At 69.7% G+C, this 16,462-nt stretch carries 18 protein-coding genes; 12 read left to right on the forward strand and 6 right to left on the reverse strand.

The annotated features are described in order from the left end of the window. Nucleotides 1-42: 42 nt before the first annotated feature. Nucleotides 43-789 (reverse strand): SDR family NAD(P)-dependent oxidoreductase, encoded by a 747-nt coding sequence (locus ACYVIO_RS01380; protein ID WP_460648779.1) that lies wholly within the window; start codon nucleotides 787-789, stop codon nucleotides 43-45. A 276-nt stretch (nucleotides 790-1,065) separates the two neighbouring features. Here ACYVIO_RS01380 and ACYVIO_RS01385 point away from each other — a divergent pair, with 276 nt between their 5' ends. From ACYVIO_RS01385 to ACYVIO_RS01425, 9 genes are all read left to right on the forward strand, one after another. Next, nucleotides 1,066-2,532, forward strand: coding sequence for a purine-cytosine permease family protein (locus tag ACYVIO_RS01385; RefSeq protein WP_460648780.1), 1,467 nt, complete (start codon nucleotides 1,066-1,068; stop codon nucleotides 2,530-2,532). Between the two features lies 1 nt (nucleotide 2,533). Beyond that, the gene (locus ACYVIO_RS01390; protein WP_460648781.1) at nucleotides 2,534-3,079 is read left to right on the forward strand and encodes a cysteine hydrolase family protein; all 546 of its coding nucleotides are present in this window, start codon (nucleotides 2,534-2,536) and stop codon (nucleotides 3,077-3,079) included. Further along, nucleotides 3,076-3,795, forward strand: coding sequence for a GntR family transcriptional regulator (locus tag ACYVIO_RS01395; protein ID WP_460648782.1), 720 nt, complete (start codon nucleotides 3,076-3,078; stop codon nucleotides 3,793-3,795). Before ACYVIO_RS01390 ends, ACYVIO_RS01395 begins: the two co-directional genes overlap by 4 nt. A 55-nt stretch (nucleotides 3,796-3,850) precedes the next feature. Continuing rightward, nucleotides 3,851-4,894 (forward strand): ADP-ribosylglycohydrolase family protein, encoded by a 1,044-nt coding sequence (locus ACYVIO_RS01400; protein ID WP_460648783.1) that lies wholly within the window; start codon nucleotides 3,851-3,853, stop codon nucleotides 4,892-4,894. Further along, on the forward strand, nucleotides 4,891-5,745 hold the full coding sequence (locus ACYVIO_RS01405) for a PfkB family carbohydrate kinase (protein WP_460648784.1): 855 nt from the start codon (nucleotides 4,891-4,893) through the stop codon (nucleotides 5,743-5,745). The genes ACYVIO_RS01400 and ACYVIO_RS01405 overlap by 4 nt, the downstream gene beginning before the upstream one ends. Before the next feature lie 147 nt (nucleotides 5,746-5,892). Beyond that, a complete protein-coding gene (locus ACYVIO_RS01410) occupies nucleotides 5,893-6,054 on the forward strand; it encodes a hypothetical protein (protein ID WP_460648785.1) in 162 nt (53 codons plus the stop codon). Nucleotides 6,055-6,359: 305 nt separating this feature from the next. Continuing rightward, a complete protein-coding gene (locus tag ACYVIO_RS01415) occupies nucleotides 6,360-6,491 on the forward strand; it encodes a hypothetical protein (protein WP_273482244.1) in 132 nt (43 codons plus the stop codon). A 14-nt stretch (nucleotides 6,492-6,505) separates the two neighbouring features. Further along, nucleotides 6,506-6,673: a hypothetical protein gene (locus ACYVIO_RS01420; protein WP_460648786.1), complete on the forward strand. Its 168-nt coding sequence runs from the start codon at nucleotides 6,506-6,508 to the stop codon at nucleotides 6,671-6,673. Nucleotides 6,674-6,843: 170 nt separating this feature from the next. After that, nucleotides 6,844-9,759, forward strand: a complete 2,916-nt coding sequence (locus ACYVIO_RS01425; protein WP_460648787.1) for a helix-turn-helix transcriptional regulator — start codon at nucleotides 6,844-6,846, stop codon at nucleotides 9,757-9,759. Nucleotides 9,760-9,763: 4 nt separating this feature from the next. On the opposite strand, the gene ACYVIO_RS01430 is transcribed toward ACYVIO_RS01425, so the two are convergent. Beyond that, on the reverse strand, nucleotides 9,764-10,039 hold the full coding sequence (locus ACYVIO_RS01430) for a hypothetical protein (protein WP_460648788.1): 276 nt from the start codon (nucleotides 10,037-10,039) through the stop codon (nucleotides 9,764-9,766). Nucleotides 10,040-10,288: 249 nt separating this feature from the next. Here ACYVIO_RS01430 and ACYVIO_RS01435 point away from each other — a divergent pair, with 249 nt between their 5' ends. After that, nucleotides 10,289-11,188 carry an ornithine cyclodeaminase family protein gene (locus tag ACYVIO_RS01435; RefSeq protein ID WP_460648789.1) on the forward strand — a complete coding sequence of 300 codons (900 nt, stop codon included), beginning with the start codon at nucleotides 10,289-10,291 and terminating at the stop codon, nucleotides 11,186-11,188. On the opposite strand, the gene ACYVIO_RS01440 is transcribed toward ACYVIO_RS01435, so the two are convergent. The 3 genes from ACYVIO_RS01440 to ACYVIO_RS01450 are packed head-to-tail and all read right to left on the reverse strand — an operon-like array spanning nucleotide 11,185 to nucleotide 12,975. Beyond that, nucleotides 11,185-11,760 (reverse strand): SMI1/KNR4 family protein, encoded by a 576-nt coding sequence (locus tag ACYVIO_RS01440; protein WP_460648790.1) that lies wholly within the window; start codon nucleotides 11,758-11,760, stop codon nucleotides 11,185-11,187. The genes ACYVIO_RS01435 and ACYVIO_RS01440 overlap by 4 nt on opposite strands. 29 nt (nucleotides 11,761-11,789) lie before the next feature. Then, nucleotides 11,790-12,146, reverse strand: coding sequence for an NADH-quinone oxidoreductase subunit A (locus ACYVIO_RS01445; protein ID WP_460648791.1), 357 nt, complete (start codon nucleotides 12,144-12,146; stop codon nucleotides 11,790-11,792). 10 nt (nucleotides 12,147-12,156) lie between these two features. Continuing rightward, nucleotides 12,157-12,975, reverse strand: coding sequence for a hypothetical protein (locus tag ACYVIO_RS01450; RefSeq protein ID WP_460648792.1), 819 nt, complete (start codon nucleotides 12,973-12,975; stop codon nucleotides 12,157-12,159). Between the two features lie 276 nt (nucleotides 12,976-13,251). Between ACYVIO_RS01450 and ACYVIO_RS01455 the strand changes: the two genes are divergently transcribed. Both ACYVIO_RS01455 and ACYVIO_RS01460 read left to right on the forward strand, forming a co-directional pair. Continuing rightward, nucleotides 13,252-15,195 carry a 2-oxoacid:acceptor oxidoreductase subunit alpha gene (locus ACYVIO_RS01455; protein WP_460652048.1) on the forward strand — a complete coding sequence of 648 codons (1,944 nt, stop codon included), beginning with the start codon at nucleotides 13,252-13,254 and terminating at the stop codon, nucleotides 15,193-15,195. Continuing rightward, on the forward strand, nucleotides 15,192-16,271 hold the full coding sequence (locus tag ACYVIO_RS01460) for a 2-oxoacid:ferredoxin oxidoreductase subunit beta (protein WP_460648793.1): 1,080 nt from the start codon (nucleotides 15,192-15,194) through the stop codon (nucleotides 16,269-16,271). Before ACYVIO_RS01455 ends, ACYVIO_RS01460 begins: the two co-directional genes overlap by 4 nt. Here ACYVIO_RS01460 and ACYVIO_RS01465 read toward each other — a convergent pair. After that, nucleotides 16,268-16,459: a helix-hairpin-helix domain-containing protein gene (locus ACYVIO_RS01465; RefSeq protein WP_460648794.1), complete on the reverse strand. Its 192-nt coding sequence runs from the start codon at nucleotides 16,457-16,459 to the stop codon at nucleotides 16,268-16,270. The genes ACYVIO_RS01460 and ACYVIO_RS01465 overlap by 4 nt on opposite strands. Between the last annotated feature and the right edge of the window lie 3 nt (nucleotides 16,460-16,462).

Here is a 16,462-nt window from a genome sequence, read left to right on the forward strand (position 1 = left end):
CTCGGTCGTAGGCCAAGCGGAATCCGTCCACCGCGTCGCCCGTCAGCTGATCAGGTGCCCTGGTCCTGTGGTCAGGCCGCCTTCGACCGGGAGGGTGATGCCGGTGATCCAGTTCGCGTCGGTGGAGGCGAGGAAGGCGACGGCGGCTGCGACGTCCTCGGGCTGGCCTACTCGGCGCAACGGGTAGATGGCCTTCAGCTCCTCGAGCACCTGCGGGTCCTTGAACGCGCGGGTGGCGACCGTGGCCGGGGCGACGATGTTGAAGCGGACGCCGGTCGGGCCGTGGTCGGCGGCGAGGTTGCGGACCAGGCTGCTCAGCGCGGCCTTCGCCGCGGCGTACGGGTTGGTGCCTAGGGCAACGACTCCGCTGATCGATCCGACCAGCACGACGGCGCCCTCGGTGGTCACGAGATGCGGCAGCGCGGCCTCGATGCAGCGGACGGCGCCGGTGAAGGTGAAGTCGTACTGCTTCGCCCACTGCGCGTCGCCCGGCTCGACCGCCTGGCGGTTCGCGAGGTTGTGGCCGGCGACCTGCGCCAGTACGTCGAGCCGCCCGAACCGCTCGACCGTCGCCGCGACCGCCGCGTCGACGGACGCGCGGCTGGTGATGTCGCACTCGACCGCGATCCCCGGCACGGCCAACTCGTTGACCACCTGCTCGGCGGCCTCCAGATCGACGTCCGCCACAGCGACCGACGCACCCTCCGCCGCCAGCCGGACGGCCGTCGCCCGGCCGATCCCGTGCGCGGCGCCGGTGACGATCGCGACCTTGCCCTCGAACCGATTCACAGCAACTCCCCTCTCGCAGCGTCTGACCCCAGACGCTAGGAGCTAGACCCCGCTCTAGGTCAACCCGACGGCGGCCGCGACGGCCTACGGGTGACGACGGCGTACGCCGAGGACGCGGGACCTGGGCCGGCCATGCCGACAGTGCGCGGGACGGGAGTGGAGCGCAGCGCGGGCGCCGAGCATCCGTCGTACACCCAAATTCCTTGACCGCCCCGCCGCGTCGACCTAGCCTCGACTGGACAGGACTGAACAGGTTCACTCAGGTGGGAGACGGCCGTGGCCGAGCAGGTGGACGTGGGGGTTGAGCCGAGGGCGCTCGCGGTCGAGAGCAACGGGCTGAACGTGATCGACGACGCCGAGCGGAAGGGGCGGCCGAGTCAGCTGTTCTGGCCGTGGTTCGGGGCGAACGTGTCGGTGCTGGGGCTGAGCTACGGCGCGTTCGCGCTCGGGTTCGGGATCTCGTTCTGGCAGGCGGTCATCGCGGGCGTGGTCGGGATCGTGTTCTCGTTCCTGCTCTGCGGCCTGGTCGCACTGGCCGGCAAACGCGGTTCGGCGCCGACGCTCGTGCTCAGCCGCGCGGCGTTCGGGGTCCGCGGAAACAAACTTCCGTCGCTGGTCTCCTGGCTGCTCACCGTCGGCTGGGAGACCGTGCTGACGATCCTCGCGACGCTCGCGACCGCGACGGTGTTCGAGCGTCTCGGCTGGGGCGGCGGCGCGGTCACCAAGGTGATCGCGCTGGTTGTCGTCGGCACCTTGATCGTTGCCTGCGGCGTGCTCGGGTTCGACCTGATCATGCGGATGCAGACGATCATCACGATCGTCACCGGCGTACTGACGGTCGTCTACATCATCCTGGTCGCCGACCAGGTCAGCTGGACCACCGTCTCGGCGCTGCCCGGCGGCTCGGGCCAGGAACTGATCGGTGCCCTGGTCTTCCTGATGACCGGCTTCGGCCTCGGCTGGGTGAACGCGGCCGCCGACTACTCCCGCTACCTCCCCCGTACGGCGTCCAGCCGCGGCGTCGTCGGCTGGACCACGTTCGGCGCGGCGCTCGCCCCGATCGTGCTGCTGATCTTCGGCCTGCTGCTGGCCGGCTCGTCGACCGACCTGAGCGCGGCAATCGCGGCCGACCCGATCGGCGCGCTCGCCGAGGCCCTGCCGACCTGGTTCCTGGTGCCGTTCGTGATCGTCGCCGTCCTCGGCCTGGTCGGCGGCGCGGTGCTCGACATCTACTCGTCCGGCCTGGCCCTGCTGTCGCTCGGCATCCCGGTCCCCCGCTACGTCGCGGCGTTCATCGACGGGCTCGTGATGATCGCCGGCACCATCTACGTGGTGTTCTTCGGCGACGAGTTCCTGGGCGAGTTCCAGGGCTTCCTGATCACGCTCGGCGTGCCGGTCGCGGCCTGGTGCGGCATCATGCTGGCCGACGTCGCGACCCGCCGCGGCGACTACGCCGAGGCCGACCTGTTCGACCGGCGCGGCCGGTACGGCGACGTCCGGTGGTTGCCGATCGCCACCATGGTCGTTGCCACCGGCATCGGCTGGGGCCTGGTCACGAACGCCAGCGCGAGCTGGCTGACCTGGCAGGGCTATCTACTCTCCCCGCTCGGCCTCGGCGCCAAGGACGGCGCCTGGGCGTTCGCGAACCTCGGCGTCCTGATCGCCTTGGTTGGGTCGTTCGTCGTCGCGATCATCGGCTGGTACGTCGGCCGCCAACGCGCCGTACAGGCTCGGGAGGGCTGACATGGTGCTCGCCCTGATCGACCTGCAGCGGATCTTCGCCGAACCCGAGAGTGGCTGGGCGACGCCGAACTTCCAGCGCGTGATCAAGCCGACGCAGGAGCTGGTCGAGCTGTTCGCGCCGCAGGTGATCTTCACCCGGTTCGTCGCGCCGATCGGAGAACCGACCGGTTCCTGGATCCCGTACTACGAACAGTGGCCGTTCGCGCTGCAGCCGCCCGACTCGTACGCGTACCAGCTCGTCGACGAGTTCCGCGGAGCGCCGACGCTCGACAAGCCGACGTTCAGCAAGTGGGGGCGCGAGCTTGCGGACGCGGTCGCGCCCGACGGGCGGCTGGTGCTCGCGGGCGTGACCACGGACTGCTGCGTGCTGACGACTGCGCTCGCGGCCGTGGATGGCGGGGCGCGCGTCCAGGTCGTCGAGGACGCGTGCGCGGGCGTCGACGAGGAGAGCCATCGGAAGGCGATCGACATCATGCGGCTGTACGCGCCGATGCTCGAGATCGTCACCGTCGACCAGCTGCGATCCTCGGGCGGTCTCGGCCAGTGACCTCCGGCATCACCCTCAAGCACGAGCGGATCGCGGCGATCCTCGCCCGGGAGATCAAGTCCGGCCGGGTCGGCCACGGCAACCGGCTGCCCGGCGAGGTCGAACTCGCCCGGCGGTTCGCCGTCAGCCGGAACACGGTCCGCTCCGCGCTCGCCGTACTGACCGCGGACGGGCTGATCACGACGCGGACCGGGAAGGGTTCGTTCGTCCTGTTTGACGGGCGGCCGCTCGATGACCCGCTCGGCTGGACACACGCGTTGGCCGAGCAGGGGGTGGAGACTCGGGTCCGGATTCTGCGGTTGGAGCTGGATCAGGATCCTGAGCTGGCGGAGCAGTTGGAGCTTGATTCGCCGGAGGTGATCGTGGTCGAGCGGATTCGGTCGCTGGTCGACGGTGAGGCGATCTCGCTGGAGCGCAGCCGGCTGCCTGCGATCGAGGAGCTGCGTGATCTGCCGGCGCGGGGGTTGGACGACGGGTCGATCATCTCGACGTTGACTCGGGCTGGGCTGCATCTGGCGCAGGGGGAACAGCGATTGCGGGCGCGGCCGCTGTCGTCGGAGGAGGCGGCGTTGCTGGGGCGGCCGGAGAACACTTGGTTTCTGCACAGCCGTCGTACCAGCTGGACGGCCGACAACCAGTTCGCCGAACAGGTCGACAGCTTGCTGGATCCGCGGCACTTCGAGCTCAACCTGACCTACAGCGAGACGCCGCGATGAGGGCGCGCGAGGTGTTGGGCTGCGGTCGGGCGACTGCGGTTGAGGCCGCCGGGCGATGACGTCGACTGAGGCGCGGGCCGTGGGAGCCCTGTACGGGTTGGCGATCGGGGACGCGCTCGGGATGCCGACACAGTCGTTGCCCAGGGCACGCATTGTCGAGCTGTACGGCGAGGTGGTGGACGGGTTGCGCCCGGCGCCGGACGACCAGCCGCTCGCCGCGGGAATGCCGGCCGGCTCGATCACCGACGACACCGAGCAGGCGATCCTGCTGGGCCGATTGGTCGTCGAGGGCAACGGCTTGGTGGACGGTCACGAACTCGCCCGCCGGCTGCTCGCATGGGAGGACGACATGCGAGCGCGCGGTTCACTCGACCTGCTCGGACCGTCGACCAAGCGCGCCCTCGACGCTCTGCTCGCCGGTGGGGACATCACGCAGACAGGCCGCTACGGCACAACCAACGGCGCCGCCATGCGCATCACGCCGGTGGGCATCGCGACGCCGCCGGACCTGCTGATCGACCGAGTGATCGCAGCCAGCGCACCAACGCACAACACAGGCCTGGCGCTGGCCGCCGCCTCCGCGGTTGCCGCCGCCGTCAGCGTGGGAGTCGACGGTGCCACGGTCCGCGAAGCGACCACCGCCGCCGTCGCCGCCGCCCGCGAGGCCGCGTCACACGGGTTCTGGGTGGCAGGCGCGGACGTCTCGCGCCGCATCGAGTGGGCGCTCGAGGTGCTCGCCGCACCCGGGGATGCGAACGGGAGTGGACACGGGGACCAAAGCGGACGCGCGGCGGTGTTGGAGCCGGGAGTGGCGGCTGGGTTGTTGTACGAGTTGGTGGGGACGAGTTTGGCCGCTCAGGAGTCTGTGCCGGCGGCGTTTGCTGTGGCCAACGGGTTTGATGATCCGTGGATGGTGGTGCGAGTGGCTGCTTCCGTCGGTGGGGACACGGACACGATCGCGGCGATCGCGGGGGCTGTTGTGGGCGCCTGTCACGGCGTCGACGGGTTTCCGGAGGACGTACGGCGTACGGTCTCGGCGGTGAACGGGCTGGAACTGGAGTCGCTCGCCGGTGAACTGTTGAAGGTCCGACGCGGATGAGGCTGGTCCACCTCGGGAACGTCGTGGTCGACCTGGTGCTGACGGTCGACGCGTTGCCCGAGCGCGGGGGTGACGTGCTCGCGGGCTCGACGATGCGGGCGACGGGCGGTGGGTTCAACGTGATGGCCGCGGCGAGCCGGTTGGGCCTGGCGACGTCGTACGGCGGAGTGCTCGGGACCGGGCCGTTCGGCGATCAGGCGCGCGAGGACCTGCGGCGGGAGGGCATCGACTTCCCGCAGCCGCAGCATCCCGCGTTGGACACCGGGTTCGTCGTCGCGCTGGTCGAGGCCGGTGGTGAGCGCACGTTCGTCACCAGTCCAGGCGCCGAGGCCACGCTGACCACGGTCCCCGAGACGACCGCCGAGGACTACGTCTACATCTCCGGCTACAGCCTCCTGCACAAACTCAACTGCGCCACACTCGTGCAGCACCTCCCCCGCATCCAGGGCACCGTCTTCTTCGACCCCGGCCCCCTGGTCAGCCAGATCCCCCACGACGCGCTCCAAGCAGCCCTAACCCGAGCCGACTGGCTCAGCTCCAACACCCAAGAAGCAGCCGCCCTAGAAGAACTACAAGGCCCAAAACACATTCTGGTACGCCAAGGCCCCGAAGGCTGCACGCTAGACAACCAACCGGTTGGTGGCTTCCAAGTAGAAGCGGTGGATCTCAACGGTGCCGGCGACGCTCACTCGGGAGCGTTCCTCGCCGCGCTCGCCGCTGGGTACGACCCGCTGGAGGCCGCCCGCCGAGCCAACGCCGCCGCCGCGCTCGCCGTCACCCGCCGCGGCCCGGCGACAGGCCCGACCCAGGCCGAGCTCGACGCCTTCCTCCGCCGCCCGACCAACGCCTAAGCCCGCCCGGCCACCGCCTGAGCGGCGTACTAAGGCCCTTGAGCGCGGCCTAAGGGTGTGAGCCCGCGCGCCTAGGGAGTAGTGCGGATGTGCGGCGCGTCCTCAGAGGCGGAGTGTCGGGGTATCGACGAACCCCGGAGGTCCAGCATGTTGCAGTTCAGCCCCGACTTCGTTCAGGCGCAGATCTCGTACCGCCAGGAACTGCTCCGGCAGGAGTACCAGCGGCCGAGCCTGTTCCGGCGCTTGCGCCGTACGCCGGTGGCGCCCGTGCCGCGGGCGCAGGTGGTGCGGGCCCGGCACGCGATGTGAGGGCACGATCCCCGCCTGACCACCCCTTCGACCCAGCGCGACCGAGGTTCTCCGGAACCCGGTCGCGCTGCTGCGTTCGGAGCGCTCCGACGGACCCGCTCCCCGCGCTCCGACGACCAGCCGACTCGGCGCCGTCGTACGCGGGTCGGACGAGCCCGTTCCAGCCCCCTAGGGACCGCGTACGGCGTACTAGGGACCCCAGCCCCCAGGGATAGGGAGGAAGTCCGATGTGCCGGGTCTCCTCAGACGCGCAGATTAGGGCTATCGACAACGAGTCGAGGAAACAACCGCCCAGGAGGCACCCGATGTACACCACCGAGTCGGTCAAGGCAGAGGTCAGCTACCGCAAGGAGCGCCTCACCCGCGACTTCAGCCGCGCGAACCGGAGCACCCGGGCTCGCCGGCACCTCACCCACCTGTTCACCCGGAACGTCTGAGAGGAGGAGACACCATGATGTTCACGACTCAGCAGTCCGTCCAGGCGGAGACCGCCTACCGGCAGGAGCGCCTGAAGCGCGACTTCCAGGCCGTCAGCCGCAAGCAGCGCACGGCGCCGGCGCAGCAGAAGCCGACCTCGCGGAACGCGCGCCGCTTCCTGCGACCCTCCACGGCCGCGTGAGCGCCGTGCACGCCGTCCCTGACCCGCAAGCGGTCAGGGACGGCGTTTCACTGTCCGGGGCCGGTACGGCGTACAAGACCGGTACGGACAGTCACCGAACACCGATTCTGCGCTTGGACGACGAGCGTGGGCCGGGCTGCCGTCGATTTGTGTCGGCTCCAGGGGCGAAGATGGACGACGTGCCCTGGACCTCGACACCTCTCGTCGGCCGCTCGACCGAGATGGCCGCCATGCTCAGTGCCGTCGACGACGCCAAAACGCGTCGCGCCGGTGCCATTCTGCTGTCCGGTGACGCCGGGGTCGGCAAGACCCGGCTGCTGGACGAGGTGGCCACCGGCGCGCACGAGCGCGGGTTCGGCGTGCTCGTCGGGCACTGCACCGACTTCGGCGACGCCGGCCTGCCGTACCTGCCGTTCAGCGAGATCTTCGGCCGGCTCGCGGGCGAGCGCCCGGACCTGGTCGAGAGCGTGCTCACCAACTTCCCGGCGATCGGCCGGCTGCTGCCGACGCACCGGCTGATCGGCGCCCAGCCGGTCCCGCAGGACGGTCCGCTCGACCGGGCCGCGCTCTTCGACGCCGTACTGGGTGCGCTGACCGCGCTGTCGACCAGCGAGCCGCTGCTGGTGATCGTCGAGGACACCCACTGGGCCGACGACTCCACCCGGGACCTGATCGGCTTCCTGCTGACCCGACTCACCTCGCAGCGGCTGGCGCTGATCGTGTCGTACCGCAGCGACGACCTGCACCGCCGGCACCCGCTGCGCCGCCCGATCGCCGAGTGGTCGCGCAATCCGCGGGTACGACGGGTCAGCCTCAACCCGCTCGACGCCACCGAGTCCCGCGCCCTGCTGAACGCGCTGGTCACCGAGCGCCTGCCGGAGGACGAGGAGCGCCGGATCCTGGACCGTGCGGGCGGCAACGCGTTCTTCACCGAGGAGCTGGTCGCCGCGGCCTCGATGGGCGACGGCAGCGCCGTACCGCCTGACCTGGCCGACCTGCTGCTCGTCCGGCTCGACCCGTTGTCCGACGACGCTCGCCAGGTCGCCCGGGTGATCGCTGTCGCCGGCCGCCGCGTGTCGCACCAGCTGCTGACCGCCGTCGCTGGACTGCCCGACCGCGAGCTGGAGACCGCGCTGCGCGAGCTGATCGACGCGCACATCATCGAGCACCCCGGCAACGCCAGCTACTACTTCCGCCACGCCCTGCTGGCCGAGGCCGTGTACGACGACCTCCTGCCGGGTGAGCGCGTTCGTCAGCACGCGGCGTACGCGAAGGCCCTGCAGGACCAGACCGTCGCCGGTACGGCGGCCGAGCTGGCCGGGCACGCCACGCGCTCGCACGACCTGATCACCGCGTTCGAGGCGCGGGTCCGGGCCGGGCAGGAAGCGCTGTCGGTTGCTGCGCCGCAGGAGGCGCTGAAGCACTACGAGATGGCGCTCGAGCTGTTCCCGAGCGATCCGGCGGCCAGCTCGGTCGACCGGACCTGGCTGATCGTCGACACCGCGATGGCGGCGACGCTGTCGTCGCAGCACCTGCGCGCGGTGAAGCTGCTGCGCAAGGCGTTGGCCGACCTGCCCGCCGACGCACCGATCCAGCAGCGGGCCGAGCTGCTGCTGCCGCTGTCCGACATCTCGCTGGTGATCGACCACGACCAGGAGGCGAACGAGGCGGCCTCACAGGCGTTCCGGCTGGTCGCCGACGAGCCGGCGAGTGCGTTCAAGGCCAAGGTGATCGCGCTGTACGCCCGCGTCTCGGACGCGCTCGGCCGGCCGATGGAGGCCGAGCGCTGGGCGCGCGAGGCGCTGCACATCGCGCGGGAGGTCGGCCAGGAGTCGGCGGCGGGCGATGCGGGAATCACGCTGGCGCAGCTGCGGAAGCGGGCCGGCGATCCGGTGGCCGCGGCGAAGCAGTTGGAGGAAGCCGCCGTACGGGCTCAGCTGGCGGGTGACGCTGCTGCTGAGGTGCGGAGCCGGTACTTGCTGGGCTCGAACCACTTCGATCTGGGTGAGCTGGCTGCCGCGAAGACGGCTCTCGAGTACGCCGCGCAGCGGGCCGGTGAGCTGGGGCGGCAGTGGGCGGCGTACGGGTTTGATGCTCGGCGGATGCTCGCGCTGACGCAGTTCACGCTCGGCGAGTGGGACGAGGCGGCCGAGACGGCTCGGGCTGACTCGATGACTCCGTCGGCCGCTGCGGCGGGGCTGCGGAGTGTCGGGCTGATGGTTCGCGGTGGGCGGGGTGACACGTCCGTTGCCGAGGACCTGCAGGCGATGCGGAAGTGGTGGTCGCTGGACGTGATGCTGCCGCTGATCGGGCTGCAGCCGGCGGTCGAGGCGTACCGGCAGCTCGATCAGGTGGCCGAGGCGGAGAAGCTGATCGCTGAGGTGTCGGCGCAGCTGGAGTACGTGTTCCAGACCGAGTGGTACATGGCGAAGATCCGGTTCGCCGCGCTCGGACTGCAACTGCTGTGCCATCGGGTGGTGAGTGAGCCGTCGGCTGCGGCCGAGCTGGTTGCGCGTGGGGCTGAGCTGCTGGCCGAAGGGCACGCGACGGCGGAGAAAGGACTGCCGCCGGGGCGCGTGCTCGGTGTCGAGGGGATCGCTTGGCTCGCGCGGCTGGAGGCGGAGTGGGAGCGGCTGCGCTGGCTGGCCGATGTGGATCCACCAACTGCCGAGGAACATGTGGCGACCTGGCAACGGACTGCTGATGCCTTCGGGTACGGCTTCGTCATCGAGCAGGCGTGGTCGCGGGCGCGGCTGTCGTCGGCGCTGCGGGCCGCTGGGCGGGTCGCAGATGCGAACGAGCAGGCGCAGCTGGCTGCTGACGTCGGACGGCGGTTGGGTGCTCAGCCGCTGCTGGACGAGCTGGGCAGTGCGGCCGATCCGGCTGGGTCTGCGGCGTTGACCGCTCGCGAGACCGAGGTGCTGGCGTTGCTTGCCGAGGGCCGCACCAACCGGCAGCTGGCTCGGGAGCTCTACATCAGCGAGAAGACGGTCAGCGTGCACGTCTCCAACATCCTGGCCAAGCTCGGCGTCCGCTCGCGGACCGAGGCCGCCGCCGTAGCCCGCCGTGACGGGCTACTCGACTGACGGACTAGTGCCGGCTGCGGTGGCTGTGCGCCGTACGCGGGACGAAGGTCGTCCGTAGCTGATGGCGGCCGCGGTGGCGGGCCAGTTCGTCGACGCGCCGCGCGGCGACCTCGGGCCGGCGCTCGACCTTGGCCGGCTGCTCAGACAGAGCGCCGGTGTGCGGCTCCATCGAGTCGATCAGTTCGTCCAGCACGTGCTGAGCGCTCCGGAAACGCGCTGTCACCAGTACGACGACACCGGCCACCGCGATCCCTACCAATACCCAGAGTTGCCAAGTCATTCCCCACCACCCTGCGATCGCCCCGTTCCCCCTGGTAATCACCATAGACCCGTCTTCATCAGATGGCGATAGGTTCATCGCAATCCGTTACGAAGTGAGGTTTTGGAACCTTCGAATGTTGTCGAGCGCAATCACTTTGAGGTGATCAGGCAATGAACTCGGACCGCGACCGAATGTGACGCTCCGTAATATCGCTCGGTCAGCGGCATCCAGGAGCCGCCCGAGACGGGCGGCACTAGGGTGCTGGTGATGAAGATCTTCAGTGGGGACGAGGTCCGCCGGGCGGTGTCGATGGCCGCGGCCGTGGAGGCTGTGCGGGAGGCCTTCGGGGAGCTGCGGGCGGGGAACTTCGTGCTGCCTGCGCGGCAGGTGTTCGGGGACGGCGCGGTACTGGTGATGTCGGCGTACCACCCGCCGACGCGGACCGCGGTCGTGAAGAAGATCGGGATCGCGCTCGACCAGGTGCCGGCGATCCGGGCAACGGTGATCTGGACCGGCGCCGGGGAGCAGCTCGTCGCCGACGGCACGTCGATCACGACGCTGCGGACGGGCGCTGTGGTCGGGGTTGCGACCGATCTGCTGGCGGACGTGGAGGCGACGCGGCTGACGGTGATCGGGACCGGAGCGCAGTCGGCCGATCAGGTGCGCGCGGTGCTGGCCGTACGGCGGATTGCCGAGGTCACGCTGGTCGGCAGGGATGCTGGGCGGGCCGGGGCGCTGGCCGGTGCGCTGGGCGAGGAGTTCCCGGAGGTGAAGTTCGCCTCGGGGACGGATATCGACGCCGGGGTCGCGGAGGCTGAGGTGATCTGCTGCGCGACGTCGTCCAGTACGCCGCTCTTCCGCGTGGACGCGTTGCCCGACCGGGTCCACGTCAACGCGATCGGCGCGTTCCGCCCGACGATGCGCGAACTCCCCCGCGAGCTGCTTGCCACCGCTGAGCTGGTCGTCGTCGACCAGGAGGAAGCCGCGCTGGAAGAGTCCGGCGAGATCATCGACGCCGTCGAGGCGGGCGTACTCGCCCGCAGTTCACTGATCGACCTCGGCAACGCCCTCGCCGATCCGCCCACGCGGTCCGGCCGCACGGTCTTCAAGTCCGTCGGCGTCGGTGCGCAGGACTGGGCCATCGCAAAACTGCTCTCCGAGAGCTAGTCGTACACCTGAACCCAGTGCAGGTACGCCGCGTCCACCTCCGGCAGGTACGGCACCCCATGCCTCGTCATCGGCCGCCGATCCGCCATCGCCCCGGCCACGTCGTCGAGCATCTCCCCGACGCTGCTCCACAGCTGCGACCCACCGCCCCCGCCCTCCGGGTACCACTCACACACAGCCCCGTACGACGGCCCGTCGCTCAGGTCGACGTACAGAACTCCTTCGTCAGCCGCATCCGCGATCGGCAGGTAGTCGTCCAGCCACCCGGGGATGTCCGCGCCGGAGAGACGTGGGTCGGTCCAGATCTTCTGCAACATCCGCCGGATCGCCAGCATCTCCATCACCGGCACCAGGTTGTAGTGGAACGGAATCACCGAGCCGCGGATCGCCCGGTGTTCGGTCCCGTTCGCCAACTGCAGCAGCTCGACCAGGTCGGCGGGAAGTGGGCGGTTCATCGCGGCCTCGAGGTAGCGGAGGTCGACGGGAGTGGCCGGCGGGTTGATCAGCCGGCGGGTCGCCGGGACGAGCCAGCCGGCGATGCGCGCCCACGAGGTCGCCACGGGATCAGTCACCGAAACCGCCAGAAGGTCATCGCACGACCTTAGGTCCAGGCGAGGACCTTTTTACGGTAGGCGTAGAGCAGGCCGATGGTGACGAAGGCCAGGAAGACGAACATCTCGATCAGGGACGAGACGCCGACCGTGGCGAAGACCGTGGCCCAGGGGAACAGGTACACGGCGTCGACGGCGAAGATCACGTACAGGTAGGCGAACAGGTAGTACCGGATGTGGATCTGGGCCCAGCCCTCGCCGACCGGGTCGACGCCTGACTCGTACGTCGTGAGTTTCTCCGGCGTCGAGTACGTGATCGTCAGCGCGCGGTTCAGCGCGAAGGCGCCGACCAGGCCGCCGAGGCCGAGCAGGACGATCGCGATGACGACACCGTAGGCCTCCGACACGGAGCCAACTCTAATTGGTGCAGAGCAGCATGGAGTCCAGCGCGACCTGCGGGCCGTACCCGGACTTCAGATCCGTGACCTGGACGCGCAGCCGGTTGACGCCGGGGATCTGGCGGTTGAACCACGCCTCGGTCTCCTGGGTCTGATCGACCGAGCCGACCACGGCCGCGCCGTTCAGCAACGACACCCGCACGGTCCCGTCGGTGATGTTGCCGAGCCAGTTCTTCACCCAGGAGCAGCCGGCCGAGTTCACGTCGCCCCAGACCACACCGCCCTTGTCGGCGAGCAGTTCGGCCTCGGCCCGCCGAGGCGACTCCGCCGCCGCGACCACGTTGAACGCGGGATGCCCCTTGCCGCCCGACGCGAGCAGCGGCTTCGCGAAGATCCCACGCCACTTGAAGTGCGAGTACCCGTACGCCGCTGACGCCGCCGCGGCGTACGGCGCCTGCGGGCCGATCGCCAGCCGGTAGGTCCGGATCGACCCGGGCTGCTTCGACGAGATCGTCACGTTCGCGCCCGCCGGCGTCCCGTGGCCGATCTCCTGCCAGCCCTTCACCGCGTCCCAGCGCTGCAGCGCGACCCGCGACCCGGCGGCCGGCGCGGGCGTCAGAACACCGCTCACAGTCAGTACGCCGGCCGTGTAGTCCGTCGTCCGCACGCTGCTGATCTTGACCGTGCGAGTCGGCGCGGCCTGAGCGGTCTCGGCGGCGCGGGCCGTGTCGTTCGCGACCATCGCACTCTGGGCCGGCGCGACCACTCCTGAGCATCCGGCGAGCAGCAGAGCCGCCCCAAGCGTCGTACCACCGAACAAGAAGGCACGAACGCCCATGGTCAAAGCTCCCTCGAGACCGGGTTCACCCCGGGTGGATCGCAGCAGTCGACAGACACATTGCCTGCTACGGCAACAGAAGGCAAGCGAGCGACTCCCCTACGTCACGGCACAGCGTTGCGCTACCACCTGTCCCAGGCTGTGGACCGGCGGGGCCGACCACTGGTTCGTGGCAAAAGCCGAACTAACATTGGGTTATCGCCCTGACCGGGGGGATCGGCGGTTCGCTCGAGGGCGTCCGCCGGGCCCAAGCTCGACTTGGAGATGACAGAACAGATGGCCATCGAGGTCAAGCAGCTGGACCGCGTGGTGATCCGCTTCGCCGGTGACTCCGGTGACGGGATGCAGCTCACGGGGGACCGGTTCACCGCGGAAACGGCATCGTTCGGCAACGACCTGTCGACCCTGCCCAACTTCCCCGCCGAGATCCGGGCACCTGCCGGAACTCTGCCGGGAGTCTCCTCCTTCCAGCTGCACTTCGCCGACCACGACATCCTCACCCCGGGTGACGCGCCGGACGTGCTGATCGCGATGAACCCGGCGGCGCTGAAGGCCAACCTGCGCGACGTGCCGCGCGGCGCCACACTGATCGTCGACACCGCGGACTTCACCGCCCGCAACCTGAAGCGGATCGGGTACGACGCGAACCCGCTGGAGACCGGCGAGCTCGAGGCCTACCACGTCGTCGCGCTGAACCTGACCGGCATGACGGTCGAGTCGGTGAAGGAGTTCGGGCTGTCCCGCAAGGACGCCTCCCGGGCCAAGAACATGTACGCGCTCGGCCTGGTCTCCTGGCTGTTCCAGCGCCCGGTCGAGTCGACGATCGAGTTCCTGCAGACCAAGTTCGCCGGCAAGCCGGACATCCGCGACGCCAACATCGCGGCCTTCCGCGCGGGCTTCAACTTCGGCGAGACCGCCGAGGAGTTCTCGGTCCGGTACGAGGTGAAGCCGGCCAAGATGGCGACCGGCACGTACCGCAACATCTCCGGCAACCTCGCGCTGGCGTACGGCCTGGTGGCGGGCGCGCAGCGCGCCGGCCTGCCGCTGGTGCTCGGGGCCTACCCGATCACCCCGGCGTCCGACGTACTGCACGAGCTGTCCAAGCTGAAGCGGTTCGACGTCACGACGATCCAGGCCGAGGACGAGATCGCCGGCGTCGGCGCGGCGCTCGGTGCGTCGTTCGCGGGCGCGCTCGGCGTGACCACGTCGTCCGGTCCGGGGATCAGCCTGAAGTCCGAGACGATCGGCCTGGGCGTGATGCTCGAGCTGCCGCTGGTGGTCTGCGACATCCAGCGCGCCGGCCCTTCGACCGGCATGCCGACCAAGACCGAGCAGGCCGACCTGCTGCAGGTGATGTTCGGCCGCAACGGCGAGGCGCCGCTGCCGGTGCTCGCGGCGCAGTCCCCCGCGGACTGCTTCGCGATCGCGGTCGAGGCGGCCCGGATCGCCGTCACCTACCGGACGCCGGTCTTCGTGCTCTCCGACGGGTACCTGGCCAACGGCTCCGAGCCGTGGCAGATCCCGAAGGTCGAGGACCTGGTGAAGATCGACCCGAACTTCACCACCGAGCCGAACGCGACGACCGACGACGGCAAGCCGACGTACCTCCCCTACCTGCGTGACCCGGAGACACTCGCCCGTGCCTGGGCAGTGCCCGGTACGGCGGGGCTGGACCACCGCATCGGTGGGCTGGAGAAGGAGGACAAGACCGGCAACATCTCCTACGACCCGGCCAACCACGACCTGATGATCCGGACCCGGCAGGCCAAGATCGACGGTGTCAGCGTCCCGCAGCTCGAGGTCGACGACCCGGACGGCGCGAAGGTGCTGGTCCTCGGCTGGGGTTCGACGTACGGGCCGATCGGTGCCGGCGTACGGCGGGTGCGCAAGGTCGGCGGCAAGATCGCGCAGGCTCACCTGCGGCATCTCAACCCGTTCCCGGCGAACCTGGGCGACGTGCTGAAGTCGTACGACAAGGTGCTGGTCCCGGAGATGAACCTGGGTCAGCTGGCGATGCTGCTGCGCGCCAAGTACCTGGTCGACGTCGTCTCGTACGCGCAGGTCCGGGGCATGCCGCTCGGCGCCGCCGAGCTGGCCGAGGTGATCGGCAACCTGGTCGAGGAGACCGCCGGGATCGACGACGACGCGCGGCACCTGGGCATCGACGCGGCCAACCTGAAGCACGGCGAACAACTCGAGCAGTCGGAGGGAGCACGATGAGCACCGTCGACCTGGGACTGCCCGGTCTGCCGGGTGGGCTTCGCGGCGTACCGGCAGCGACCGAGCCGCAGAACCGCAAGGAGTACGTGTCGGACCAGGAGGTTCGCTGGTGCCCTGGGTGCGGCGACTACGCCGTACTGGCTGCTTTTCAGGGATTCCTGCCCGAGCTCGGGATCAAGCGCGAGAACGTCGCGATGGTGTCCGGCATCGGCTGCTCGTCGCGCTTCCCGTACTACCTGTCGACGTACGGCATGCACTCGATCCACGGGCGCGCGCCGGCGATCGCGACCGGGCTCGCGGTGGCGCGGCCGGACCTGAGCGTCTGGGTGGTGACCGGTGACGGCGACGCGCTGTCGATCGGCGGCAACCACCTGATCCACACCCTGCGGCGCAACGTGAACATGAAGATCCTGCTGTTCAACAACCGGATCTACGGGCTGACCAAGGGGCAGTACTCGCCGACGTCGGAGCCCGGCAAGGTCACCAAGTCGACGCCGATGGGCTCGGTCGACAACCCGTTCAACCCGGTCTCGCTGGCGCTCGGCGCGGAGGCGACGTTCGTGGCGCGCACGGTCGACTCCGACCGCAAGCACCTCACCTCGGTGCTGAAGGCGGCCGCGGAGCACCGCGGGACGGCGTTCGTGGAGATCTACCAGAACTGCCCGATCTTCAACGACAACGCCTTCGACGCGTTCAAGAACCCCGAGACGCGCGACGACGCGATCATCCCGCTCAAGCACGGCGAACCGATTCGCTTCGGCACCGACGGCCACCTCGGCGTCGTCCGCGACGGCTTCGCGTCCCTCGCGGTCCGCGAGGTCGCCGAGCTCCCCGGCGGCGAGGCCGACCTGGTCGTGCACGACGCCCACACCGAGGACCCGGCGTACGCGTTCGCCCTGTCGCGGTTGACCGACGCCGGCGTACTGCACCAGGCACCGATCGGTGTCTTCCGCCAGGTCGACCGCCCGGCGTACGACGACCTGGTCCGTCAGCAGGTCGAGACCGCCAAGGAAACCAGCGGCACCGGCGACCTCCAGTCCCTGATCACCGGCTCGGACACCTGGACCGTCGCCTAGCTGGTTCTGAAGGCGAGCCCCAGGGCGGTCAGCTCCTCCTCGAGGATCCTGACCGCCTTGGGCCCGACCCCGTGAATGGCCAGCAGCTCCTTGGCGCTGACTGTCGTGAGCTGCTCGTACGTCGTATAGCCGTTCAGCGCCAACTCCCGCGTAGCGACCTTGCCGATGCGAGGGGTGTACTCCGACATGGT

Source organism: Kribbella endophytica, from assembly GCF_054781295.1.